The following is a 22,489-nucleotide window of genomic DNA, read 5'->3' as shown; positions in this document are numbered from 1 at the left end:
GTGGCCCGGTACTGAAGCGTCTGGCTGTGCGTGAACATGCTGACCTCCGTCATCGAGTGCACTGACCGGCGGTGGCGCGGGACACCGCGTCCTCCGTCACCGGCTCTGCCTCCCACGCTAGTGATTGACGCGGAAAAATGGAAGCTTGCTGATCAAATGACGTGGGATCTGACTCCCCGTCAGCCGTCGAAGTGGGTGGTGGCCGGGCCCCGGCCGACCGTCCCGACGAGCTCGGCGGCCAGGTCGCGCAGCTTCACGTTGCGGTGGCTGGAGGCCGCCCTCAGGATCTCGAACGCTTTTTCCTGGCTGCAGCGGTTCTGGCCCATGATGATCCCCACGGCCAGGTCGATGGTAGTCCGGGATTCCATCGCGGTCCGCAGATCGGCCTCGACGTCGCGGTGGCGGGCCAGGCGCACGGCCAGGCGCAGGACGGCGGAGGCCTCCGCCACCTGGCGCTCGACGACCTCCAGCACCGCCTGGTCGAAGGCGTCCGGGACGTCGGCGTAGACGTTCAGGCCCGCCCTGGCCTCCCCACCGAGGTCTAAGGGCACCCCCAACGCCGAGAGGATCCCGTTCTCGGCGGCGGCGCGCCCGTAGGCCGGCCATCGCGGATCGGTGCGGGTGTCCCGCAGGTAGACCACCCGGTGCTCCCGGGCGGCCGTCAGGCACGGGCCGTCGCCGTAGTGGTACTGGATCTCGTCCAGGGCCTCGGCCTGCGGGCTGGAGGAGGCCACGGTGATGGAGCGCCGAGGGCGCAGCAGGGTCACGGCGCACCACACCTCCTCCCCGTCGGCGGACAGCGCCTGGGCGATGGTGGTGGTGAAGGCGTCGAGGAACCCGCTGATGTCCTCGGAGGCCAGCAACAGCTCCTGGAGCTCCGCCCCGGCGGGGCCACCGGTTCCGTGCTCGCTCATGGTCGACTCCTTCGTCTCGCTTCGATGAGCACCCCGACGCTGTGCCGGAGGGCGTCCGGGTGCTGGAGGTCCTGGCCCTCAGCAGCGGGGTGTCCCCGGGTCCTCGCGGTCGTGCACCTCCCCGCCCTGGGCCGGGGAGGTGTGCCCCTCGGCCAGGTCGGCCGTGTAGGGCGCCTTGGGCGGGGCCAGGTCGATGAGGATCTCGTTGGCTGCCTGGGCGAGCAGGTCCCGCTGCAGCGCGGGCAGGGTCAAGGACTGGTGCAGGTAGGCGTCGACCTCGAACTCGCTGACCTCCCCGCCGATGCCGAAGTAGTACAGCCACAATCGTGCCCGGTCGATCCCGGCGGCCATCATCGTGATCCGCAGTCGGCGGGCCTGCTCGCGACCCACGGCCCCGTCATCCATCGGCGTCACCACCTGCGCACCTCCTGGTCGTCCCTGTGTGTCCCATTGCCGCCCTACGCGGCTTCCAGTACATCGACGGCCACCTGGGCCAGGTGCCGGCCCTGGGCCCGTGCCCTCTCGAGCAGCACCGATCGGGCGGCCTCGGGAGCGAGGTGCTCCCGGGCCATCAGCACCCCGGTGGCCAGGGCGACGGTCTCCCGCGAGGCCAGCGCGGCTCTCAGCGACTCGCTCAGGCGCACCGGGGCCTCCACCGGCTGGGCGGAGCTCAGCAGGGTCGCCGCGGCATCGGCCAGCAGGCCCAGCCGCTGCTGTTCCGCGTCCCCGAAGGCGGAAGGGGTGGTGGCGTAGATCTTCAACGCCCCCAGGGCGCGGCCCCGGTGGATCAGGGGAGCGCTCAGCACCGAGCGGATCCCCGCCTCCGCCGCCGCCGACGACCAGGACGCCCACCGGGGATCGACGGCGGTGTCCTCGACCCACTGGGTCTGGCCGGTGGCCCATGCGCTCAGGCACGGGCCGGTTCCCAGCTCGTACTGCAGGGCATCGGCGGCCTCGACGGCCGGGTCGGTGGACGCGGTGGAGGTGCGGCTGCCGTCCTCGTCCAGCAGGGACACCCCGGCACCGGTCGCGCCCGGGATCATCTGTTGCGCCACCCGGGCCAGTTGTCGCACCGCGGCATCGGCATCGTCCTGGCTCAGGAGCATCCCGTGCAGCTGGGCGAAGACGGTGGTCAGCTCGCCGGGAGAGGTCCCACCGGAGGAGGGGTCAGGGAACATGGTGTGCGCCGTTCAGCAGGGGTGGTCGGGATGACACGACGGTCGCTGCCGCGACCGTCAGCGAAGAAAGCGCTTCGTCTTAACGACTCCCTCTTGCCGATCAGTCTACTGCCTGTTGCGCAGGTCGGGTGGTCTGCCGTCGACCTGCGGAACCGTCCGGCGACCGCCGTGACGCCACCTCGCAGGATCCCCCGCCCGGGGCGTCGCTGCGGGGGCGTGACGGCGCGCTGCGGGTCCGCCGAGCGTGCTGCCGGCAGCGGCGGTGGCGTCACCGGCCGCCGGCCGTCGGTGTCACCGGGACCCCGGCAGGAGCGGTGCCCGTGGTGCCCTCCTGCCGGGGTGGTTCGTTAAGGCATGTTGCTCGGGGCAGGCCGCCGGACGGCCCTGGACCATAGGGTGGCTCCCATTGGCACGCGTGTTCGATGTGTAGGGGAGTTGACGGCAATGGCGCCGAAGACGGTTTTTCTGGCTTTCGCGGAGCAGGACGAGTTGTTCCGGGACCTGTTCACCACCCAGTGGGCCCGGGCAGGGGACCAGGCCCGCTTTCTGGATGCACTCGGTGACGGGACGTGCCCGGAGGAGTGGAAGAAACACGTGCGGGAGCGGATCCGCGACTGTGACGGGGTGATCGCGCTGATCGGCGGATCCACACCGGCCTCGGCCGCGGCACTGTGGCAGATCCGGTGCGCCGTGACCGAGGGCAAGCCGTTGCTCGGCCTGTGGGTGGAGAGCGAGCACCGGTGGAAGCCGGACGAGATGGGCCCGGCGCGCTGCGAGTCGTGGACGTGGGAGAACATCGGGGACTTCCTCGACCGGCTCTGACCCACCGGCGCCGCCCGGGCGTGGGAGAGTAGGGGGCATGCGTGCCGTGGTCGTCGATGCTGTCCGGGGTCAGCCCGAGGTCCGTGATGTGCCCGAGCCCACGGCACCGCCGCACGGCGTGGTCGTCCAGGTGATGGCCACGGGGTTGTGCCGCAGCGACTGGCACGCCTGGGCGGGACACGACGAGATCGTGCTGCCCCACGTCCCCGGGCACGAGCTGGCCGGGGTGGTCGTCGCGGTGGGCGCCGGCGTGCGCCGGTGGAGGACCGGCGACCGGGTGACCGTCCCGTTCGTCTGCGGCTGCGGCCGGTGCGGCTGGTGCCGGTCCGGGAACGCGCAGGTCTGCCCCCAGCAGGAGCAGCCGGGTTTCACCCACTGGGGATCCTTCGCCGAGTACGTCGCCCTGCACGGCGCCGACACGAACCTCGTGGCCGTCCCCGAGCACGTCGACTTCGCCACCGCCGCGGGGTTGGGGTGCCGGTTCGCCACGGCGTACCGGGCCCTGGCCGACCGGGCGCGCGTCACCGAGGGAGAGTGGGTGACCGTGGTCGGGGCCGGCGGAGTGGGGCTCAGCGCGGTGATGATCGCCCGGGCCCTGGGCGGGCGGGTGATCGCGGTCGACCGCAGCCCGGAGGCGCTCGCCGTCGCCGGCGAGCTCGGGGCGGAGCACACGCTGCGCGCGGACGGGGCCGACATCCCGGGGGCCGTGGCCGAGCTCACCGGCGGTGGCAGCCACGTCGCCGTCGACGCCGTGGGCCACGAGCAGACCTGCACGGATGCCGTCCTGAGCCTTCGCCGACGCGGGCGGCACGTCCAGATCGGCCTGCTGCCGCCCGTCGAGGGCCACCCGCGGGTGCCCATGGCGCGGGTCATCGGCTGGGAGCTCGACGTGCTCGGCAGCCACGGCATGGCGGCGGCCGACTATCCGGCCATGATGTCGCTGATCGAGCAGGGGGTTCTGCAGCCCCAGAGGCTCATCGAACGCACCATCGGGCTCGACGAGGCGGCGGCGCTGCTTCCGGTGTTCGACGCCGCGACGGTCGCCGGCATGACCATGATCGATCCTGCGCTGTAGCCGCGGCTACGGTTCCCGTACGGGCCCCGGGCCGGGCGAGGGAACGGTGCCGAGGACCGGTGCAGCTCATCGCTGCACAGAGCAGGGCCCTCCAGCGCCTCGCCCGGGGCCGTCGTCAGGGGGCCACGGACGGACCGCTGAGACCGGCCAGCCACGCGGCGCACAGCGCCGGCCAGGACGCGGGCGCCCCGGTGCCGGCGGCCAGCCCCAGACCGTGCGGTCCGCGGGGAAAGACGTGCAGGGCGTGGGGCACGCCGTGGCGCGCCAGCGCCTGGGCCAGCAGGTAGGAGTGCTCCACCGGCACGGACGCGTCGTCGGCGGTGTGCCACACGAAGAAGGGCGGAGCGGCCCGGGTCACCAACCGGTCGAGGGACGTGGCCGCCCGCAGCTCGGCCGAGGGGTCCGGGCCCAGCAGCTCCTCCTGCGACCCCCGGTGCGAGTCGAGCTGCATGGACACCACCGGGTAGCCGAGAACCACGGCGTCGACCCGTTCGGGCTCCGAGGCCGGTGCGGCGAGCGCGGTGTGCCCGGCCAGGTGCCCGCCGGCGGAGAAGCCCAGCAGGACGACCCGCCGGGCCCCGGCCGCCCTGACCCGGCGCACCTCGGCGCGCACCGCGTCCACGGGGGCGGGGTGCCTGGCGCGCACGGGATAGCGGAGGACGCCGGCGGAGAGGCCGAGGGCACGCAGCCACTCGGCCACCGGCTCGCCCTCGTGGTCCGCGTGCCGGGCGTAGCCGCCACCGGGGAGGACGACGACGTGCGGAGCGGGCGACGTCGCGGGCGGTTCCGCGCTCGCGGCCCCGGCGGCCGGGGGAACAGGGTTCATGCGCGTGCCTCCTGGTCGGTGCTTCCTGGTCTGTCCTTGTTGTCGGTGCTTCCTGGTCGGTGCTTCCCGGTCCGTGCTCCCTGACCGGCGGTGGCCGGCCCCGCGCCGGAGCGACCCCGGCCACCGGGAGAGCAGCACCGGCTCCGCGGAACGACAAGACATCGGTGCCCGTTCCTCCCGTACGGGAGCGTCCGGGCGTCCGAAGCTCTACTCTGTCATCATGCTGATCACCACCGCGGCTCCGCCCGCCCCTGTTGAGACCGCGCCGGAGGTCCTCCGATGAGCGGCGGTCTGATGGCCCTGCTGGACGACGTCGCCGCCCTGGCCCGTGTCACCGCCGCCTCCGTGGACGACATCGGCGCGGCCGCGGGCCGGGCGAGCATGAAGGCCGCCGGCGTCGTCGTCGACGACACCGCCGTGACCCCGCAGTACGTCCAGGACGTCTCCCCGGTGCGCGAACTGCCCATCATCTGGCGCATCACCAAGGGCTCGCTGCGCAACAAGCTGATCTTCATCCTCCCGGTCATACTGCTGCTGAGTCAGTTCGCGCCGTGGCTGCTCACCCCGATCCTCATGGTCGGCGGCAGCTACCTGTGCTTCGAGGGCGCCGAGAAGATCTGGTCGAAGGTCTCGGGCCACGGTGCCAAGACCAAGACCCCGGTGGTCGAGAAGGGCAAGACCGCGGAGGACACGATGGTCGGCGGCGCAGTGCGCACCGACCTGATCCTCTCGGCCGAGATCATGGTCATCTCCCTCAACGAGGTGGCCGGTGAGCCGCTGCTCTCGCGGGCGGCCATCCTGGTGGTCGTGGCCGTCGGCATCACCGTCCTGGTCTACGGGGTGGTGGCCCTGATCATCCGGATGGACGACCTCGGTCTGCACCTGGCCGGCCGGTCCTCCCCGACCACGCAGAAGATCGGCCACGGCCTGGTCAAGGGCATGCCCGGGCTGCTCACGGTCATCTCGGTCGTGGGCACCGCCGCCATGCTCTGGGTGGGCGGGCACATCATCCTCGTCGGTCTGGACGAGCTGGGCTGGCACGCGCCGTACGAGGCCGTCCACCACGTCGAGTCCCTCGTGCACGACGCCGTGCCCGGCGGTCTCGGCGCGGCGCTCGCCTGGCTCACGAACACCTTCTTCTCCGCGGTCCTGGGCCTGGCCTGGGGCGCCGTCCTGGTGCTGGTGTGGGAACTGCTGCCCTTCGGCAAGGGCGAGCACGGCGCCGAGCAGGCCGCCCACGGGAAGGACGACGCGCAGACCACCGACGAGCCCCACGGCAAGCAAGGGGCGCCGCCGCACCGCCGCCCCGAGGTCTGAGCGTTCCTGCGTCACGGACGCGATAGTTGCGACCGGGGCCGCGGGGTCCATGGAGTGCGGGGCATGCCGAGCCTATCGTTGACATCGGGGAGACTCGAGTCTAAGGGGCAGGGTCATGGACACCACCAACTCCACCACCAACACTCCACGAACACGGAACAAGAGCTCGGGTCTCGCGGTCCTGATCGCGGGCATCGCCATCATCATCGGGGCGGCAGGGAGCGCGGTCCTCGACGGGCTGTGGATCGCCGTGCTGATCGGCTTCCTGGGTCTGATCTACGGGATACCCGGCGTCCACCGGTACCAGGCGCCGGCCGACGGTGCGCTCGGGACTTGGGGCGCCGTGCTGATCCGCTACGGCGGTGCCGCCCTGGTCCTGCTCGGGCTCGTATCCCTCCTGTGGGAAGCCGTGGGTGACGTTCCCGACGAGGGGCCTGTCCTGGTGGAGGTGATCTGGCTGATCGGCTTCGTCGCCTTCGTGATCGGGGTGATCCTGTTCGCGCTCGGGGTCGTCAGGGCGAAGGTGCTGCCGGTGGCCTCGGGCGTCCTCATGCTCGTCGGTCTGGTCGGGTCGCTCGTAGTCGACATGGTCACCGGTGCTTTCTTCGAGCCGGAACCGGTCACCACCGAGTGGGGTTTCTACGTCGGCATGCCCGTGTTCGGCCTCGGGCTCGCGTGGGTGGGCTACACGGTGTGGAAAGACGCAGGCGCCCGTTCTGGGGTCGAATCCGCGGTTGCCGGGGATGCGCGGCGGGAAACGTGACGCACCTCCGGCCGGCATCGTGATCGCCCCCGGTCACGACCGTGAGGGACGCCGCCTTACCGGTCGGCGTCCCCGGCGTCCTGCGCACGCGCATCCAGGTATTCCTGCAGGACGGCGGAGCCCAGGTCCCCGGGGTCCGGCGCCACCACCCGCCCGTCGATCCGCTCGGCCATCCGCCGCAGGAACCGCTCGAGCCCCGGGTCGTCGCCGAGCCGGAAGAACGTCGCCTGCGTCCCCAGGCGCCCCAGCCGGTCGAGCTCCTCGACCGTGGCGCGCAGGGTCTCCGGCTCCGTGGGCCAGGAGAACCAGCTCTCGCCGTCGGGCAGCAGGTGCGCCGTGGGCTCCCCGTCGGTGACCACGAGCAGCACGGGCTGCATCGACGGGTGCTTGCGGAAGAACCGCGTGGCGAGCAGCAGCGCGTGGTGCAGGTTGGTGCCCTGCTCCCGAACCGGCGGCAGCCCGGTGAGCTCGTCGACCGGCAGCGCGCGGGCGTAGCGGCCGAACGCGACGATCTGCAGCTGGTCACCCCGGAACCGGGTGGAGACGAGGTGGTGGAGCGCCAGCGCCGTGCGCTTCATGGGCACCCAGCGCCCCTCGGCGGCCATGGAGAACGAGGTGTCCACGAGCAGGGCGACGGCGGCCTGCGTGCGCGCCTCGGTCTCCGCCACCTCGATGTCGCGGACGTCGAGGCGCAGCCCCCGCCGGGCGTCGCCGCCCTCGGCGGCCGTGCGCCGGATCGCGTTGGTCACGGTGCGGGTGACGTCCCACGGCTCGGCGTCCCCGAACTGCCACTCCCGGGTGGCGCCCGATGGCTCGCCGGCCGCTCCGGCGAGGCGGGTGTCGCGCTGACCGGTGCGGGAGGACAGGTTCTGCGCGGCATCCCGCATCAGTGCCTGGCCGATCCGCCGTACGGCCCGGGGGGAGAGCCGCAGGTCCCCGTCGGCGCCGCGCTGCAGGTATCCGCTGTCCCGCATCGCCCGCTCCAGCTCGGAGAGGGTCCGGGCCGATACGGCGGCGTCCTCGCCCAGCTGGCGCGCGAGCGCGTCGAGGTCCATGTCGTCCAGGTTGGCGCCCCGGTGGTGCTGTGCCAGCTGCTCGGCGAGCACGTCGAGCTCGGCGATGTCCTGGAGCACGCCCGTGCCGTCGCCGAGCCCCAGGCCCTCCTGGCCCTCGAAGTCCTCCGACCCGCCCCAGTTCTCACCGGGGCGCAGCGCCTGCAGGTTGGCGTCGAGCTGCCCCAGCTGGTCCATGAGCTCGGGGGACCCGAACGCCTGGGCGGAGAGCTGCATCAGCTCCTGGCGCTGCTCCGGGGACATCGAGTTCAGCATCCGCCGCGCCGCCGCGGCGCGCTGGGCCATGGCGTCGATCAGCTCCTCGACCGACTGCGGGTTCTCGGGGAAGTAGTCCCCGTGCTTGGCCATGAAGTCCTGGAAGTCCTCGTCGGTGTCCTCGCCCCGCCCATGCTTCTCCAGCAGCTCGTTGAGGTCCCGGAGCATCTCCGCCACGGCCTCCCGGTCGGCGTCCGTGGCGTTCTCCAGGGCCTGCTTCATGCCGGCGAAGCGCTGGTCGAGCAGCTCGCGGCCGAGGAGGTCCTTGATCTGCTCGTACGCCTCCCGCGCGGACGGGGACTGCCAGTCGTAGGACGCGAGCTCGTTGACGGCGGCGGCCGTGGAGCTCGGCAGGCCGTCGAGCTGCAGCTCCCGGAAGGAGCGGTCCATCGGGTCCATCCGGGCGTCCCGCAGGAACTGCTCGCGCTCCAGGCGCAGCGCCTTCTCCAGCAGCTTCTTCGCCTCCTCGAGCGTGCCGCCGAGGCTGTGGCGCTTCAGGAGCTCGCGCCGCCGCTGCTGCACGCGCCGGGACAGGTCGTCCAGGCCGTCGCGGCCGCGGCCGCCCCGCCGGAGGAACTCGCGCAGCGCGTGCTCCGGCGAGTACCCGGCCATGACGTCCTCGGAGACGGCCTCGAGCGCCTCGGACAGGTCGACCGGCGGGGCCAGCGGATCGGGTCCTCCGGTGTACCGGCCGTACCTCGAGGACCGGTGGTGTGCGGGCATGATGCCCCCTCTGTGTCTTCTCTGTGTCCCGGTGCGGGTGCTGGGGCCGGGCCGTGCGGTCAGCCGTAGACGGTGCCGGCCGCGTCGGCGTCCTTGGAGATCTTCTGGGCCAGGTAGAGGCCCTCGAGGGCCAGTTCGATCGCGCTGGCCCGCTGCCCCGGGGTGGTCGCCCCGAGGCGTGCCGCGATCTCGTCGTAGGCGGTCGCGGCCCCGTCGTCGTCCCTCGTCAGCTCGGGGAGCGCGGCGAGGAAGTCGTGGGCGGAGACGTCGTCGCCGGTGGACACGGTCGTGCGGCCGTCGAAGGCCTCCACGACCGGCCCGAGGTCGAGGCCGCGGAAGCGGCCGCGGACGGTCTCGGCGGTCGCCCGGCGGAGCAGGTGGTCGAGGACCACTCGCTCGCGGCCCTCCTCGCCGGACTCGAACTCGATCTTGCCGGCCAGGACGTCGGTGGCCGTCTCCATGTCCACCATCCGCGCGACGGCCTCGTCCTCGCCCCGGATGGTGGCGCGCCGCAGCGCCGCCGCCGCGACCGTCTCCGCGCCGGCGATGGCGAAGCGCGCCGACACCCCCGAGCGCTGGTCCACCGCGGAGGACTCCCGCAACAGGCGGGTGAACCGGGCCAGGGTCTCGAGGATCGTCTCCGGGACCTCGGCGATCAGCTCGGCCTCCTGGCGGATCACGGCGATCTCGTCCTCGAGCTCGAGCGGGTAGTGGGTGCGGATCTCGGCGCCGAACCGGTCCTTGAGCGGCGTGATGATCCGGCCGCGGTTCGTGTAGTCCTCGGGGTTGGCCGTGGCCACCACGAGCACGTCCAGCGGCAGCCGCAGGACGTAGCCGCGGATCTGGATGTCGCGCTCCTCCATGACGTTGAGCATGGCCACCTGGATGCGCTCGGCGAGATCGGGCAGCTCGTTGATCGCCACGATCCCGCGGTGCGATCGGGGCACGAGCCCGTAGTGGATGGTCTCCGGGTCCCCGAGCCGGCGGCCCTCGGCGACGCGCATCGGGTCGACGTCCCCGATGAGGTCCGCCACGGACGTGTCCGGGGTGGCGAGCTTCTCGACGTAACGCTCCGAGCGGTGCCGCCAGACCACGGGCAGCTCGTCGCCCTCGAGCAGGATCCGGCGCCGCGACGCCTCGGTCAGCGGCTCCAGGGGGTGCTCGTTGAGCTCCGACCCCTCGATGGCGGGGGACCACTCGTCGAGCAGGCCGGCGAGGGTGCGCAGCAGGCGGGTCTTGCCCTGGCCGCGCTCGCCCAGCAGCACGACGTCGTGGCCGGCGAGCAGGGCCCGCTCGAGCTGGGGCAGGACCGTGCGCCCGAGCCCGTGCAGGCCCGGCCAGGGGTCACCGCCCTCGGCCAGGGTGCGCAGGAGGTTCTCGCGGATCTCCTCGCGCAGCGTCCGGTGGGCGACGCCGGCGGCGCGGAGCTCGCCGAGCGTGCGGATGTCAGGGTGATCGTTGCGATCAGTCACAGCGCCAACTTAACCCCGGCGTCAAGAGGGCGTCCGTGCGCAGTGCCCCGGCGGCGTCGAGGGCGGTGCCCGACGGCGCCCGACCTTGTCCGACGGCTGCCCCTGTGGCCGTGGGGTCCCCGCCAGTACGCTGGTGCATCATGGTCACTCGCAAGACACCACGGAGCACCCTCGTCCTGCTCGTGCGGCACGGGGAGACCCCCACCACGGGCAAGGTCCTGCCCGGGCGGGCCCCCGGCCTGCACCTGTCCGAGCGCGGCCGGGCACAGGCGGACCGGGTGGCGGAGCGGCTCGCGGGGGTGCGCGTGGACGCGGTGTACACGTCCCCGCTCGAGCGCACGCGCGAGACCGCGGCGCCGACCGAGGCCCGGACCGGCCGGGAGGCCGTGGTGGAGCCCGGGCTGCTCGAGTGCGACTTCGGGGAGTGGACCGGCGCGGAGCTCTCGCGCCTCTCCCGGCTCAAGGCCTGGTCGACCGTGCAGCGGGCGCCCTCGACCTTCCGGTTCCCCGGCGGCGAGAGCTTCCCCGAGATGCAGGCGCGCACGGTGGGCGCCGTGGACCGGGTGCGCGCCGCCCACGAGGGCGGTGTGGTGGTGTGCTTCTCGCACGCCGACCCCATCAAGGCGGCGCTCGCCCACGCCCTGGGCACGCACCTGGACCTGTTCCAGCGCATCGTGGTCGACCCGTGCTCGGTCTCGGCGGTCTCGTACCCGCCGGGGCAGGCGCCGGTCGTGCTCACGGTGAACTCCACCGGCGAGCCGCTGGCCGGCCTGAGGGCGTCGTGAGCGGACGCTGATGAGCGAGCTCGTACTCCTGACGGAGGGCCGGATGGAGCTCCTCGGACTGATCCGGGAGAGCAGCAACTCGGCGCTGCTCGTCGAGGTCACCCTCGAGCAGGAGACGGTCTGGGGGATCTACAAGCCCCTCGAGGGCGAGCGGCCGCTGATCGACTTCCGTCCGGGCCTGCACCGGCGGGAGCGCGCCGCGTACGTGCTGAGCGAGCACCTGGGCTGGGGTCTCGTCCCGCCCACCGTCCTGCGGCAGGACGGCCCGTGCGGCCCGGGGTCCCTGCAGCGGTTCGTCGAGCACGACCCGCTGCAGCACTACTTCACCCTCTACGACGCCGCGCCCGACACCCACGACGCCTTGCGCCGGATCGCGCTGTTCGACCTGGTGGCCAACAACGCCGACCGCAAGGGCGGCCACGTGCTGCGGGGCGCCGACGGCCGGATCTGGGGGATCGACCACGGTCTGTGCTTCGCGGCGGCGTTCAAGCTGCGGACGGTCGTCTGGGACTTCTCCGGCGAACCCGTCCCCGAGGACCTGCTCCGGGACATCGCGCCGCTGGCCGACGACGTCCCGGACGAGCTCGCCGAGCTCCTCGACGCCACGGAGGTGGCCGCGCTGCGGCGCCGGGTGCGCCGGCTGCTCGACGAGGCGGTCCTGCCGGTCGACGTCACCGGCCGCCGGATCCCCTGGCCGCTGCTCTGACCGCGAGCCGCACGCCCCGCACCCGCGGACCACGGGTGCGGCCGACCACGGCGGCGCCCCGGCGGCCGCGGCACCGTCGGGCGGCACCGCCTAGCGGCGGCGGCCCGGCGCAGTGCTCAGCGGCGCAGGGTGGTGGACGGGTTCTCGCCGTAGGCCTGCCGGTGGCGGCGGGCGAACTCGCCGGGGTGGGCCATGCCCCAGCGCAGGGCGATGCTGCGCACGGTGTCGCCGCGGGCCGGATCGCCCAGCACCAGGTCGTCGTGGGCGGCCACCAACCGCAGCTCGCGCAGATAGGCGGCGGGCGTGGTCCCGGCGTGGGAGCGGAAGGCCCGGTTGAGCTCCACGGTGCTCACCTCCGCGTGGCGGGCGACGTTCTCCACCGTGATCGGCGAGGACGCGGCGGCGTGCAGGAACTCGACGGCGCGCCGGTAGGCCGTGTGCTGCCCGGCGGTCGACGCCCGCCGGGCCCCGGGTTCCCCGGTGAAGGCGAACGCCTCCAGGGTCGCGACCGACATCCGCCGCCGCAGATCGGCGCGCAGCAGGGGGACGGAGGCGACCTCGGGGTCGGCGAGGACCTGCTGCACGAACGCGAAGGTGCTCCTCCAGTGCCTCTCCCGCGCGGGGGAGCGCGGGCGCGGGTCGTGGAAGGCGACCTCGAGCGTCTCGTCCCCGTAGACCGTCCGGGCGGTCTCCTGCAGCGTGTCCCGGCCGATGTTGACCGAGTCGACCAGCAGCTGGTCCACCTCGCCGTAGTACTCCTGCTCCGGCTGCAGCAGGAACACCCCGAGCCCGGTGCCCATCCGGCCGTCGATGCTCCAGTCGACGCCCCCCGCGCGCGGCAGGACCACCGAGAAGATCTCGTCGAGCACCATCCGGCCGGCGATGCTCCCGCGGAAGGTGAGCCGGCCCAGATTGAGGTCGGGATCGCCCCGGACGTCCTGGCGGTAGAGGAAGGACGACCGGTCCTCGACCGTGCCCATCCGCGCACTGGTGTAGATCTGCTGCAGCGCTTCGTTGGCCACCTCAGGGTCGGTGGTCGCCACGTGCAGGTGGAGCGGCGTCTCCGGCGGCGTCTGCGTCTCGTGGGGCATTCCGGTCAGCTCCGCAGGGTGGTGGCCGGGGACTGCCCGTGCCGGTCCCGGTAGGCGGCGGCGAAGCGTCCGCGGTGGGCGAAGCCCCAGCGCGCCGCGACCGCCTCCACGGTCGATCCGGTGGTGGGGTCGGCCGCCAGCAGCTCCCGGTGGGCGGCGTCGAGCCGGAGGGCGCGCAGATAGGCGGTCGGGGTGGTCCCCAGTTCCCGGCGGAAGGCCGCCTGGAGCCCGCGCACGCTCATCCTGGCGGCCGCGGCGATGTCGGCCGGGCCGATGTCGGCGGCCATGTGCTCCTCGATGAAGGCGACGGCCCGCCGCACCCCGGCCGGAGCCGGGCGGGACTGCCCGGGAGCCGTTTCCTGGCGGTCCAGGAAGGAGCCCGGAAAGGTGTGGAGCAGGGCGGTGACGAGGGATCGGGCGGCCTCGGACCGGATCAGGGGGCTGCTCATCGCCCGGTCGTCGGGCAGGAGGTCTCGGGCCAGGTGGGAGACCGTCCCCCGCCAGTACTGGATCATGGCCGGCGACACCGGGTGGGTCCCCGTGAACTCCAGCCGGAAGCTCTCGTTCCCCAGCAGCAGCCGGGCGTGGTCCTGCACCGCCGAGGGGTCCAGGGACACGGTGGTCGCCTCGAGGTCCTCCCACCAGGTGCTGAAGGTGCGCTGCGGGAACAGGAAGGGCCCGGAGCGGGGAAAGCGGTCCCCGGCGCTGGTGGCGCTCAGAGTGCCCGCCGTCACGTGGCACACCCGCAGGACGCCCGCGCCGTCCGCCCTGCCGGTGCACGAGGAGCCCATCAACCGCACGCGCTCGTAAGCCACGGGCCCGATCCCGGTGGTGGCCAGGGTCATGTCGAAATCGCCCTCCGGGGACCGGCGCACTCCCCGGAGGGCGTAGACCTCGTCGAGCACCGCGATGCCTTCGGCCAGGTCTCGGGTGGCGAAGTGGGACCGCTGCACCTGGGAGTCCATGGTCCGCAGATTACGCCCGACCGCGGACGGAGTCGACCGTGGGCCGGCCCGCCCGGGGCCGGGGGCGTGCCAGGCCGGGCCACGGGGAGCAGCGCCCCGCTGACCCGGGAGCACGGCCGGTGACGGCGGGCGGGGAGTGCGGCATCCTGGGAGAGTGCCGCACCTGGTCCTGGAGGTCGACCCCGTCCTGTGGTTCCTGCTGTCGCCGCGACGCCGGAGCCCGCGCTTCACGGTGGACGTGCCCGGCACGGACACGGTCGGTCACGTGGTGCGCATGGTCGGCATCCCGCCGACCGAGGTCGGCCCGCTGCGCCTCGACGGGCGTCCCGTGGGACTGGAGGCCCGTCCCACCGCCGGGTCGCCCCCCGGCACGGCCCCCGTGCTGGGCGTCCGTCCCCGTCAGCGGCCCCAGCCCACCCGGCACACGCCGCCACGCTTCCTGCTGGACGTCCACCTGCGTCCCCTCGCCCGCCGGCTCCGCCTGTTGGGGCTCGACGCCGCGTGGGAGCCCGACGCCGAGGACGCCCACCTCGTGGAGCGGGCCGCCCGGGAACAGCGGGTGCTGCTGACCGAGGACCGGGGCCTGCTGCACCGCGGCGCCCTGCCGGAGGGCGCCCTCGTGCGCGGCGGGGACGCCGACGAGCAGCTGGCCGACGTCCTGGAGCGCTTCGCCCCGCCCCTGGCGCCGTGGACGCGGTGCCTGCGCTGCGGCGCCCCGCTCGCCGCAGCGAGCGCGGAGGACGTCGCCGACCAGCTGCTGCCGCGCACCCGCCGGGCCTACCGGGAGTTCTCCCGGTGCACGGGCTGCGGCCGGGCGTACTGGCGCGGAGCCCACGCCGGGCGCCTGGACGCCGTCGTCGCCCGCGCCGAGCAGGTGCTGGCGGCGGACCCGGACGGGCCGGGCCGCCCGCGGTCGTGAGCGGGGCGGTGTCCGCGGCGGGAGCCCGGGGCCGTCCGCCGAGGCCTTCGTCCGGGGGGGCGGCCCCGGATGCGTGCTGCGCTCCGGAGCCCTTGCCGGAGCCCTTGCCGGAGCCCTTGCCGGAGCCCTTGCCGGAGGGCGGGCGCGGGCGTAGCTTGGTGGTCATGTTCCTGTCCTGATGCCCCGGCCCGCGTCCGCGGCCGGCACCGTCGATCCGAGCCCAGGGGGCTCCGCGCATCCGGTGCCGCACTCGCCCGGTGGGCCCGACCTCCCGCATCGACAGGACTCCACCGTGACCTCCACCGCGTCCTCGGCGGCGACCGCCGCCCCGCACCGCTCCGCCCACCTGCGCCTGGACGGCATCGGCGTCAGCCACCCCGGCCGCCGGGTCCTCACCGACGTGTCGCTGACCGTCGCCACCAGCGAGCGCATCGGCCTGATCGGGGAGAACGGCGCCGGCAAGACCACCCTGCTGCACGTGGCCGCCGGCCTCCTGGTGCCGGGCACCGGCACGGTGCGCCGCCCGGAGCGAACCGGGCTGCTCCGCCAGGAGTTGGAGCTCCCCGCCACCACCACCCTGGCCCAGGTCGTCGAGCAGGCCGTCGTGGAGGTCCGCGCCCTGGAGCACCGGCTCACCGCGCTCGCCGCCGGCATCGCCGAGGCTCCCGACGACGCCGCGACGGCGGACGCCTACGACACCGTGCTCCGGGACGCGGAGCGCCACGGGCTGTGGGCCCTCGAGGCCCGCATCGAGACGGTCCTGGGCGGGATGGGCCTGGCCCGGCTGCCGAGGAGCCGGGCGGTCGGGGAGCTGTCCGGCGGGCAGCGCCGCCGGCTCGCGCTCGCGGCGCTGCTGCTGGCCCGCCCCACGGCACTGCTGCTCGACGAGCCGACGAACCACCTCGACGACGACGCCGTCGACTTCCTCGCCGACGAGCTGGCCGGCTGGCGGGGCCCGGTGCTCCTGGCCAGTCACGACCGCTGGTTCCTGGACGAGGTGGCCACCGGGGTGGTCGACCTCGACCCCGCCATGGGTCCCGACGAGTCCGCGGGCGGACCGCCCCGGCAGGGCACCTCCTCCACGGGTGGCTACAGCGCCCACCTCGCGCAGCGGGAGCTCGCCCGCCGCCGCTGGGCCGAGCGCTTCGCCGCCCAGGGTCAGGAGCGGGAGCGGCTGCAGGAGATCGCCGAGGTCTCCGGCCGGGAGATCTTCCACACCACGGCCCCGAAGTCGGAGGGACGGATCACCCGGAAGTTCTACAGCGACCGCGCCGCCAAGACCGTCGGCGGCCGGGTGCGCTCGGCCCGACACCGGCTGGACGCGCTCGAGCGGACCGCGGTGGGCGCCCCGCCGGAACCCCTGAGCTTCGCGGGGTTCGACCGGGGCGCGGAGCCCGCGATCGACGCCGACCTCCCGCTGGTCCGGCTGAGCGGGGCGCGGGTCGCCGGACGCCTGGCGCCGACCGACCTCGAGCTGCGCGCCGGTGACCGGCTGCTGGTCGAGGGTCCGAACGGCAGCGGGAAGTCGACGCTGCTCGCCGTGCTGGCGGGGGAGCTGCGTCCCAACGGCGGGGCCGTGGAGCGGCAGGGCTCCGTCGCCGTCGGCCGCCTGGCCCAGGACGACTCCTGGCCGGACCTGTCGTGCCCGGCCGAGGCGGCCTTCCGCTCCCGGCTGCGCGCCGGGGACCGCGCCCCGACGCTGGCGGAGCTGGGCCTGCTGCGCGACGGCGACGCCTCCCGCCCCCTCGGCGAGCTCTCCCCCGGCCAGCGCCGGAGGGTCGCGCTCGCGGCCCTGGTCGCGGAGCCCGCCCCGCTGCTGCTGCTGGACGAGCCCACCAACCACCTGTCGCTGGCCCTGGCCGAGGAGCTCGAGCGGGCGCTGGAGGACTACCCGGGCACGGTGGTGCTGGCCACGCACGACCGGTGGGTCCGGCGGCGCTGGCGGGGCCGGGTCCTCCCCGTGCGGTCCGGGGCGGACTGAGCGCCCCCGACGCCCGCCTACGGTGCCGCCGCGGGCCGGGGGCGGCGGTGTCCTCGCGCACGTACGCCTCGATCTTCCGTCCGTGCCGGCGCCGTCCCGAGATCGGCCTGAGCATGTTCCGGCAATCCTGTCCTCCGCTCTTGCCCCGAAATGGAAAGCGCGCTTACCTTTGAGGTCCACGCAGAACCACGGAGGAGGAGTCATGTCTGCAGCTGCAGGCGGGAACTGGTGGCGGAAAATGTTGGCGGCCGGGTTCCTGTCCTTCGCCGCCCTGGGGCTCGCGGGGTGCGACGACTCCGGAACCGGCGGCGAGGAGGGCACGGAGCAGGAGGCCCCCGCCGGAGGCGAGGAGACCGCCGGCGGCGAGGCCACCGACGCGATCGAGGAGAACGCCACGACCCAGGGTGAGGGCCCCACAGAGGGCGAGCACCCCGCGGAGGAGAACCACGAGGAGGGCGAGCGCTGACCCGGTGAGCCCCCGGCCGGCGGCGCCGTCCGGGGGCTCGCGGTGGGATCCGTCCGCCCCGCCGGGTCACCGGGCGGTCGGTGCGCAGGTCCTGAGCCGGGTCCGCCCGCACACCCCCGGCCGCCGTCCTCGGGCGATCCGGGCCGGCCGCGCTGTCCGATGGCTGTCAGCCCCACAAGAGTGGGCAGCCACCGGGCCGGCGGACGGTCCAGGATGGAACCAACTCCTGCAGGAGCGACCGGGGGACTCCGGTCGAGGTCGCTTCCGGAGCCGCTCGCTCCTGGCTGCCGTACCGCCGGGGGGAGCCGCACGCGAAAGGCCCGCCGTGACCACTCCAGCCGTTCCCGAGCTGCCCCGGCTCTCCGGCCGCTCCCCGGCCGAGCCGGGGAGTGCGCATCCCCGCCGTCCGTTCGAGCCGGCGGCCACGGGCGCCCTGCTGCTGCTCCTCGCCCTCACCGTGGTCCTGGCCGTCCTCGTCCGCGCCGTGCCGGTAGGGCCCCTGGTCACGGTGGCGCTGCTGCTGGTCGTGTCCGTCGCTGTGCTCGGGCTCGGCGGCCGGCAGGACGGCGGACCCTTCCCGGCGGGCCGCCCGGAGGATCCCGCCGACGAGGCGCCGGAGACGCAGGGGGTCTACTACTACGACCGGCACGGCCGCCCGGTGCCGATCGACGACGCGTTCTGAGCGGCGTCCCGTTCTGAGCGGCGGCCCGTTCCGGGCCGGTGCGATCGCCGCGTCCGCGCCGCCGCCGTGTCCGAATCGTGTCCGTCATCTTCGCCCATGTTGGCCAATGAGCCCTGACCTGCGCTTACGTTGGTGACGTTGCACCAGCACGGGGCTCGGGAGGCGTTCGGGGGAACGCGCCGCGGGCCGGCACCAGTCGCGAAGCGGTCCTCGCTTCTCCACCGGATGGGACAGAACCATGAGAAGAACCACCAGGGCAGTCACGGCCGCCGCCTTCGCGGCAGGAGTCGGTCTCGTTGCCGCCGCACCGGCGCAGGCGATGGAGATCTACGACATCAGCGACGCCACGCGGATCGCCGAGGGGGCGGCCGTCCAGGGCACCTACACGGTCACGTGCACGGCCGGGAGCAACGTCTTCGTCTCCCTCAACGTGACCCAGCGGGTCTCCGAGGGGCGGATCGCCAACGGCAGCTACTTCAAGCAGTGGGTCTGCGAGGGTGGCGAGGTCGAGCTGGACTACCAGGCCGTGGCCTTCAACATGGCCTTCGACGAGGGGCCTGCAGTGATCTCCGGATTCATCCAGGAGTGCGAGACGGAGTTCTGCGGGACGGGCACGAACCTGCCGCTGCAGGTCATCCAGATCAGTGACGAGGACCCGGACCCGGCCGCCTAGGCCAGCCGCGAGCGGCCCCGTCCCTGCGCGGGACGGGGCCGCTCCACGTCTCCGCCCCGGGAACACAGCCCGAAAGCAACACTGCCCGAAAGTCCAGTGCCCACCGGGACCCCCAGTTCTATAGTCAAAAGCATCGACCGCACATCTCTCCCCCCACGCCCCCCGCAGTGGCTCGACGACCGCGCCGTCCCCGTCCTCCACGAGGAGACCCTCACGAGGCAGCCGGCGCGGGTCGACGCCGTGAGCCGCGCAGACCCCGCCGTGAAGGGCTACCGCACGGTCTGCCGGGAGCTCCTGGAGAGGGCCGGACTGTGAGTGCCCCCGCCGTCGAGCTGCGCCGCCCCGAGGGCCGGTGGCACCGCCACCGGGAGATGGTCTGGGGCACCTCCGTGACCCTCGACGTCCGCGCCGGCGAGGAGGGCCTGCCCCCTGGGCCCGCCGTGCAGCACGCGCTGGACACGGCCGTGGCCAACATGCGGTGGGTCGACGCCGTCTTCTCCACCTACCGCCCCGACTCGCTCGTGACGGCGCTCCGCTCCGGTCTGCTCGACGAGCGCCGGCTCAGCCGCTGGGACGCCGCCCAGGGCGCCCTGCTGGACGTGCTCCAGCGCTGCCGGGAGGCCCGGCAGCTGACCGACGGCTGCTTCGACCCGTGGGCGGTGCGCGGCGGCTTCGACCCCTCCGGCTACGTCACGGCGTGGGCCGTGGAACGGATCGCCGACGACCTGGTCCGCGCCGGGTGCGCGAACGTCTGCGTGGACGCGGGCGGGGACGTCGTCACCCGGGGCTCCGCCGCGCCCGGGACGCCCTGGGCGGTCGGGATCCGCCACCCGGACGATGCCGGCGCCGTCACCGGGACGGTGCTGCCCGGCAACGGCGCGGTCTCGACCTCGGGCACCACCGAGCGCCCCGCGCACATCGTGGACCCGCGCACCGGCCGGCCCGCGACGGGCGCCCGGTCCGCGACGGTCGTCGGCCCGGACGCGCGCCTGGCCGGGGTGCTCGCCACGGCCCTCGTGGTCGCCGGCCGGGACGGGGCCCGCTGGTTCACCGGCCTGGGCGAGTGGTCCGCCTGGAGCGTGGACCCGGCGCCCGCGGACACGGCGTGGTCGGTCGGCCGGGAGCACCACCTCGCCCGCTGAGTCCCCGCCCGGCCCCGCCGGTGGCTAGGGTGGTGGCGGTGAGCACCCACCCTGACACCGCCCCGGCCCCCGTCCCCGACATCGCCCGCACCGGCATGGTCCGGGTCCGAGGAGCCTCCGAGCACAACCTGCGCCACGTGGACGTGGACGTCCCCCGCGACGCGATCGTCGCCTTCACCGGGGTCTCCGGGTCCGGCAAGTCCTCCCTGGCCTTCGGTACCATCTACGCCGAGGCGCAGCGGCGCTACCTCGAGTCCGTGGCGCCCTACGCCCGGCGCCTGATCCAGCAGGGGCACAATCCCGCGGTGGAGGCGATCACCGGGCTGCCGCCGGCCGTCGCGCTGCAGCAGCGGCGCGGCGCGCCCAGCTCGCGCTCCACGGTGGGCACCCTCACCACCCTGTCCAACTCGATGCGCATGCTCTACTCCCGGGCGGGCACCTACCCGGACTCGGCCGCCGGGAGCCTGGACTCGGACGCCTTCTCGCCCAACACCGCCGCCGGCGCCTGCCCCCGGTGCTCAGGCCTGGGCACCGTGCACGACGTCACCGAGTCCTCCCTGGTCCCGGACCCGGCGCTCAGCATCCGGGACGGGGCCATCGCGGCGTGGCCCGGGGCCTGGCAGGGCAAGAACCTGCGCGACATCCTGAGCCACCTGGGCCACGACGTCGACGTGCCCTGGCGCGAGCTGCCGCGGGAGGAGCGCGACTGGATCCTGTTCACCGAGGAGCAGCCGGTCGTGGAGGTCACCCCGCAGCGGGACCGGGTGGCGAAGCCGTACAAGGGCCGGTTCTGGAGCGCCAGGAGCTACGTCCTGCACACCCTGGCGGACTCCGCGAGCCAGCAGATGCGCGAGCGCGTGCTGCAGTACGTGGTCACGGGGCCCTGTCCCGGTTGCGCCGGCAGCGGGCTGCGCCCCGAGGCGCTCGCCGTGACCTTCGCGGGCCGGAGCATCGCCGAGCTCAACGGGGCGTCGCTGGGCGAGCTGGCCGAGGTGGTCCGGCCCACGGCCGCCCTCGAGCACGCCGGCACCGCCTCCCGGGCCGTGTCCTCGGGGGAGCGCAGCGAGGCCGCGGTGACCATCGCCAAGGACCTGCTCGCCCGGCTGCAGGTGCTCCTGGACCTGGGCCTGGGCTACCTGAGCCTGGACCGGTCCACGCCCACGCTCTCCCCGGGGGAGATGCAGCGGCTGCGGATCGCCACCCAGCTGCGCTCCGGGCTCTTCGGCGTGGTCTACGTGCTGGACGAGCCCTCGGCGGGCCTGCACCCGGCCGACGCCGAGCCGCTGCTGGCCGTGCTCGAGGAGCTGAAGGCCTCCGGGAACTCGGTGTTCGTGGTGGAGCACGACATGGCCGTGGTGCGGCGCTCCGACTGGGTCGTGGACGTGGGACCCCAGGCCGGGGACCGCGGCGGCTCGGTGCTGTACAGCGGGCCCGTCCCCGGCCTGGCCGACGTGGCGGAGTCCGCCACGCGCCCGTTCCTGTTCCCGGACAGCTCCCCGGACGGCTCTCCGGACGGGTCCCGGGAGACGGCGGCGGGGCGTGCGCCCCGCCCGGTCGAGCGGCGGCTGCGGCTGCGCGGGGTCACCCGCCACAACCTGGTGGACCTCGACGCGGAGATCCCGCTGGGCGTGCTCACCGCTGTCACCGGGGTCTCCGGCTCGGGCAAGTCCACGCTGGTCAGCCAGGTCCTGGCGGAGACGGTCGGCCGGCACGTGCACGGCGAGGCGCCCCCGGAGCCCGCCGACCCGGAGTCCGCCGGACCCGGGGGCGACGCCGGGCTCGCCGCCGGGGCCCGGGTGGGCGGAGTCGAAGGCCTGGAGCACCTGGACCGGCTGATCCGGGTGGACCAGCGGCCCATCGGCCGGACCCCGCGCTCCAACCTGGCGACCTACACGGGGCTGTTCGACGCGGTCCGCAAGCTCTACGCCGCCACCGACGAGGCCCGCGCCCGCGGCTACGGGCCCGGGCGGTTCTCCTTCAACGTGACCGGCGGCCGGTGCGAGACGTGCCAGGGCGAGGGCTTCCTGGCCGTCGAGCTGCTGTTCCTGCCCGGCACCTACGGGCCCTGCCCCGACTGCCGGGGCGCCCGCTACAACCCCGAGACGCTGGAGGTCACCCACCGGGGCCGGAGCATCGCCGACGTCCTGGGCATGCGCGTGGAGACCGCCGCGGAGTTCCTCGCGGACGTCCCGGCCGCCGCGCGCAGCCTGCGCACCCTGCTCGACGTGGGGCTCGGCTACCTGCGGCTCGGTCAGCCGGCCACCGAGCTCTCCGGGGGCGAGGCGCAGCGGATCAAGCTGGCCACGGAGCTGCAGCGGGCCCGGCGCGGCCACACCCTGTACCTCCTGGACGAGCCCACCACCGGACTGCACCCGCAGGACGTGCAGCTGCTGCTGCGCCAGCTGAACCGGCTGGTGGACGCCGGCAACACCGTGGTGGTGGTCGAGCACGCCATGGACGTGGTGGCGTCCTCGGACTGGGTGATCGACATGGGACCGTCCGGCGGTGCGGCCGGCGGGCGGATCGTGTGCGCGGGCACCCCGGCCGAGGTCGCCGCGTGCCCGGCGAGCCGCACGGCTCCCTACCTGGCCGCCGCCCTGGCCTGATCCCCGCCCCCGCTGCTCCCCCCTGCGCCGAGGTCGCGGCTGGCGGCGACCCGGC

General features: G+C 74.2%; 21 protein-coding genes. 13 read left to right on the top strand and 8 right to left on the bottom strand.

What is annotated here, in order from left to right; genetic code table 11:
* Positions 1-179 precede the first annotated feature (179 nt).
* The 3 genes from ABD220_RS11300 to ABD220_RS11290 form a co-directional block, all read right to left on the bottom strand.
* On the bottom strand, positions 180-914 hold the full coding sequence (locus ABD220_RS11300; protein WP_344122617.1) for an ANTAR domain-containing protein: 735 nt from the start codon (positions 912-914) through the stop codon (positions 180-182).
* Between the two features lie 78 nt (positions 915-992).
* On the bottom strand, positions 993-1,319 hold the full coding sequence (locus ABD220_RS11295) for a hypothetical protein (RefSeq protein ID WP_344122621.1): 327 nt from the start codon (positions 1,317-1,319) through the stop codon (positions 993-995).
* Positions 1,320-1,372: 53 nt separating this feature from the next.
* Positions 1,373-2,092: a GAF and ANTAR domain-containing protein gene (locus tag ABD220_RS11290; RefSeq protein WP_344122615.1), complete on the bottom strand. Its 720-nt coding sequence runs from the start codon at positions 2,090-2,092 to the stop codon at positions 1,373-1,375.
* A 444-nt stretch (positions 2,093-2,536) separates the two neighbouring features.
* Between ABD220_RS11290 and ABD220_RS11285 the strand changes: the two genes are divergently transcribed.
* Positions 2,537-2,914: a TIR domain-containing protein gene (locus ABD220_RS11285; protein ID WP_344122613.1), complete on the top strand. Its 378-nt coding sequence runs from the start codon at positions 2,537-2,539 to the stop codon at positions 2,912-2,914.
* A 37-nt stretch (positions 2,915-2,951) separates the two neighbouring features.
* Positions 2,952-3,989: a zinc-binding dehydrogenase gene (locus ABD220_RS11280; RefSeq protein ID WP_344122611.1), complete on the top strand. Its 1,038-nt coding sequence runs from the start codon at positions 2,952-2,954 to the stop codon at positions 3,987-3,989.
* Positions 3,990-4,104: 115 nt separating this feature from the next.
* Here the strand turns inward: ABD220_RS11280 and ABD220_RS11275 are convergent, their stop codons facing one another.
* Positions 4,105-4,815, bottom strand: a complete 711-nt coding sequence (locus ABD220_RS11275) for an alpha/beta hydrolase (RefSeq protein ID WP_344122609.1) — start codon at positions 4,813-4,815, stop codon at positions 4,105-4,107.
* Between the two features lie 279 nt (positions 4,816-5,094).
* Between ABD220_RS11275 and ABD220_RS11270 the strand changes: the two genes are divergently transcribed.
* The gene (locus ABD220_RS11270) at positions 5,095-6,132 is read left to right on the top strand and encodes a DUF808 domain-containing protein (protein ID WP_344122607.1); all 1,038 of its coding nucleotides are present in this window, start codon (positions 5,095-5,097) and stop codon (positions 6,130-6,132) included.
* A 115-nt stretch (positions 6,133-6,247) separates the two neighbouring features.
* Positions 6,248-6,895 (top strand): hypothetical protein, encoded by a 648-nt coding sequence (locus ABD220_RS11265; RefSeq protein ID WP_344122605.1) that lies wholly within the window; start codon positions 6,248-6,250, stop codon positions 6,893-6,895.
* Positions 6,896-6,951: 56 nt separating this feature from the next.
* Here ABD220_RS11265 and ABD220_RS11260 read toward each other — a convergent pair whose 3' ends face one another.
* Together ABD220_RS11260 and ABD220_RS11255 are read right to left on the bottom strand one after the other, a co-directional pair.
* Positions 6,952-8,946, bottom strand: a complete 1,995-nt coding sequence (locus ABD220_RS11260) for a vWA domain-containing protein (RefSeq protein ID WP_344122602.1) — start codon at positions 8,944-8,946, stop codon at positions 6,952-6,954.
* A gap of 59 nt (positions 8,947-9,005) precedes the next feature.
* Positions 9,006-10,418, bottom strand: coding sequence for a magnesium chelatase ATPase subunit I (locus tag ABD220_RS11255; protein ID WP_344122600.1), 1,413 nt, complete (start codon positions 10,416-10,418; stop codon positions 9,006-9,008).
* Between the two features lie 140 nt (positions 10,419-10,558).
* Here ABD220_RS11255 and ABD220_RS11250 point away from each other — a divergent pair, with 140 nt between their 5' ends.
* Entirely contained in the window at positions 10,559-11,203 is a 645-nt protein-coding gene (locus ABD220_RS11250) for an MSMEG_4193 family putative phosphomutase (RefSeq protein ID WP_344122598.1), read from the top strand.
* Between the two features lie 10 nt (positions 11,204-11,213).
* Entirely contained in the window at positions 11,214-11,909 is a 696-nt protein-coding gene (locus ABD220_RS11245; protein WP_344122596.1) for an SCO1664 family protein, read from the top strand.
* A 116-nt stretch (positions 11,910-12,025) separates the two neighbouring features.
* Here the strand turns inward: ABD220_RS11245 and ABD220_RS11240 are convergent, their stop codons facing one another.
* Both ABD220_RS11240 and ABD220_RS11235 read right to left on the bottom strand, forming a co-directional pair.
* The gene (locus ABD220_RS11240) at positions 12,026-13,000 is read right to left on the bottom strand and encodes an AraC family transcriptional regulator (RefSeq protein ID WP_344122594.1); all 975 of its coding nucleotides are present in this window, start codon (positions 12,998-13,000) and stop codon (positions 12,026-12,028) included.
* Between the two features lie 5 nt (positions 13,001-13,005).
* Positions 13,006-13,965 (bottom strand): AraC family transcriptional regulator, encoded by a 960-nt coding sequence (locus ABD220_RS11235; protein ID WP_344122592.1) that lies wholly within the window; start codon positions 13,963-13,965, stop codon positions 13,006-13,008.
* Between the two features lie 154 nt (positions 13,966-14,119).
* On the opposite strand from ABD220_RS11235, the gene ABD220_RS11230 reads away from it, so the two are divergent.
* The 7 genes from ABD220_RS11230 to ABD220_RS11200 all read left to right on the top strand — a co-directional run bounded on the left by ABD220_RS11230 (position 14,120) and on the right by ABD220_RS11200 (position 22,434).
* Positions 14,120-14,884 (top strand): Mut7-C RNAse domain-containing protein, encoded by a 765-nt coding sequence (locus tag ABD220_RS11230; RefSeq protein WP_344122590.1) that lies wholly within the window; start codon positions 14,120-14,122, stop codon positions 14,882-14,884.
* Between the two features lie 292 nt (positions 14,885-15,176).
* Positions 15,177-16,865, top strand: a complete 1,689-nt coding sequence (locus ABD220_RS11225) for an ATP-binding cassette domain-containing protein (protein WP_344122588.1) — start codon at positions 15,177-15,179, stop codon at positions 16,863-16,865.
* A 202-nt stretch (positions 16,866-17,067) separates the two neighbouring features.
* The gene (locus ABD220_RS11220; RefSeq protein ID WP_344122586.1) at positions 17,068-17,331 is read left to right on the top strand and encodes a hypothetical protein; all 264 of its coding nucleotides are present in this window, start codon (positions 17,068-17,070) and stop codon (positions 17,329-17,331) included.
* A gap of 325 nt (positions 17,332-17,656) precedes the next feature.
* The gene (locus ABD220_RS11215) at positions 17,657-18,013 is read left to right on the top strand and encodes a hypothetical protein (protein WP_344122585.1); all 357 of its coding nucleotides are present in this window, start codon (positions 17,657-17,659) and stop codon (positions 18,011-18,013) included.
* A gap of 238 nt (positions 18,014-18,251) precedes the next feature.
* Complete coding sequence (locus ABD220_RS11210; RefSeq protein ID WP_344122583.1) at positions 18,252-18,686, top strand: hypothetical protein; 435 nt, start codon at positions 18,252-18,254, stop codon at positions 18,684-18,686.
* 311 nt (positions 18,687-18,997) lie between these two features.
* On the top strand, positions 18,998-19,828 hold the full coding sequence (locus ABD220_RS11205; RefSeq protein ID WP_344122581.1) for an FAD:protein FMN transferase: 831 nt from the start codon (positions 18,998-19,000) through the stop codon (positions 19,826-19,828).
* A 95-nt stretch (positions 19,829-19,923) separates the two neighbouring features.
* Complete coding sequence (locus ABD220_RS11200) at positions 19,924-22,434, top strand: excinuclease ABC subunit UvrA (protein WP_344122619.1); 2,511 nt, start codon at positions 19,924-19,926, stop codon at positions 22,432-22,434.
* Positions 22,435-22,489: the final 55 nt, after the last annotated feature.

Origin of the sequence: Kocuria aegyptia (genome assembly GCF_039530085.1) — a bacterium.
Lineage (GTDB): Bacteria > Actinomycetota > Actinomycetes > Actinomycetales > Micrococcaceae > Kocuria > Kocuria aegyptia.
This window is presented reverse-complemented; position numbering and strand designations above follow the sequence as displayed.